This is a genomic window from Helicobacter sp. UBA3407 (genome assembly GCF_949747025.1).
Taxonomy (GTDB): domain Bacteria; phylum Campylobacterota; class Campylobacteria; order Campylobacterales; family Helicobacteraceae; genus Helicobacter_D; species Helicobacter_D ganmani.
Map to the genome: position 1 here is coordinate 1 of NZ_CATKCB010000034.1, position 1,897 is coordinate 1,897.

The 1,897-nt window shown below is 42.5% G+C and carries 1 protein-coding gene, 1 other RNA gene and 1 pseudogene; all 3 read left to right on the forward strand.

Annotation, left to right across the window (positions count from 1 at the left end):
• A pseudogene (locus Q1553_RS00355) lies at nucleotides 1-478 on the forward strand (hypothetical protein); the annotation flags it as partial.
• 52 nt (nucleotides 479-530) lie between these two features.
• Nucleotides 531-852: RNase P RNA component class A (gene rnpB, locus Q1553_RS00360), an RNA gene on the forward strand.
• Between the two features lie 16 nt (nucleotides 853-868).
• The gene (gene hypE / locus Q1553_RS00365; protein WP_300842655.1) at nucleotides 869-1,897 is read left to right on the forward strand and encodes a hydrogenase expression/formation protein HypE; all 1,029 of its coding nucleotides are present in this window, start codon (nucleotides 869-871) and stop codon (nucleotides 1,895-1,897) included.

A 1,897-nucleotide genomic window follows, 5' to 3' on the forward strand; every position in this document is an offset into this window, starting at 1 on the left:
GCAGATTGATAGCGTTTTGCAAAATGGCTTTGAAGTGAATGAGGCAAAAATGCTTGCGTTTATCCGCTATTTGCGGGAGGATTTTTATTCCTATCTTTTGGGAGAATCTGTGCTTTTGAAACGTCAAGATGGAAATCTCTTTAGGAGGACAACCGAATTTTATTTTTATCAAATGAATCTTGGGGGGCAGAAATTCTTGCGAGGCAAGAAGTTTGAGAAACAAAATTACACTTTGGATTCCTTGTGTTATTTGCCCTTTGCCTATGAAATCAATCAAGACAAGAATTCGTTCTTGCAAAAGAAATCTAAAAGCGGGTTGTTTTTGGCTTTCTTATCGTGGCTGGAGGACTTTAAGAGTTATCGGAAATTAAGGAAACTCTTGCGAGAGCCTAGAAACTTTTTCTTAGATTCCAAAAATCCTTTGTTTATCCCAATAAAAAAGCTTGTTTCTTTGTCGCATAGATTGCCACAACCCTAAAAGGGCTTCGCAGTTAAAACTCTTTTTATGCCATTTCTGCTACAATCACGGCTAGGTGTAGCAAGTGGTTGCTCCAAAAAGAGAGGAAAGTCCGAGCTGCATTGGGATAGGATTCCATTTAAAGAATGGCTAGAGTAATCTAAGGGAAAGCGCAACAGAAAACAAACCGCCACAATCGTGGCAAGGGTGAAAAGGTAGGGTAAGAGCCTACCGAAAGTGTAGTAATACACTTTGACTTTGCAAGCCCAATCCGCAGCAAGAAAGGTATGGTTAGTATCCCAAATCTCTAAACCTTTTGCTAGAATTTTGCTGCAAGGCAAAATCCAGATAAATAGCCACATAAACAGAACTCGGCTTATCGCTACACCTAAAACTAGGCAAAGGATTTTTATGCGATATTTACAAATTTCAGATTCTATTTTGTTAAGTCACGGAAGCGGCGGCGTAGAATCGCAAAATCTTATTACAGAGCTTTTTTATCCCTTACTAGAAGGCTGTGTAATGGGTGGGGGTGAGGACGCAGGGGTTGGAATCCTAAGCCAAAATACAGAAAAATTCGCCCTTAGCACCGATGGTTATGTCGTCTCACCCCTGTTCTTTAATGGTGGAGATATTGGCAAACTCTGCGTATGTGGAAGCTGCAATGATGTCGCGATGATGGGCGCAAAGGCGCGTTATTTGAGCGCAAGTTTTATGATTGAAGAGGGATTCTTGATTGCGGATTTGAAACGCATTGTAGAATCTTTTGCAAACACCCTAAAACAAAGTGGTGCGAAGCTTCTCTCTGCGGATACAAAAGTGCTTCCCAAAGGCACTTTGGATAAACTTTTTATCACCACAACCGCACTAGGAGAGTTTCTATACCCCCATTTAAATTTAAGTGCGTTTGGGATTCCGCAAGATTGCGCGATTCTAGTCAGTGGCAACATCGGCACACACGGCGCGGTGATTTACTCCAATCGTGAGGGAATCGGGCTACAAAGTGATTTACAGAGTGATTGCTCCTTGCTTTATCCTATTTTAGAACCGCTATTTCAGGCTAAGCTTAAGCTATATGCCCTGCGCGATGCGACAAGAGGCGGAATCGCAAGCGTGCTAAACGAATGGGCAAACGCTTCAAAAATCGGCATAGAGATTGACGAGGCGCATTTGCCGATTCTCCCACAAGTGCGCGGAATCTGTGAATTATTGGGATTTGAAGCCTACAATCTAGCAAATGAGGGAATGTGCATGCTATGTGTTGCCAAAGAGGACGCGACAAAGGCTTTGGAGATTCTACATTCACAAGGCGCACCAAATGCCGCAATCATCGGCTACACCACTTCAGAAAACGCGACAAAAGTTGTGCTAAAAACCCCCTTTAATGCAAGGAGATATTTAGACTATCCAAGCGGAGAATTACTGCCTAGAATCTGCTAA

Coding starts and splice junctions, on each gene's coding strand:
- hypE (WP_300842655.1), top strand. CDS start 869: ATGCGATATTTACAAATTTCAGATTCTATTTTGTTAAGTCACGGAAGC.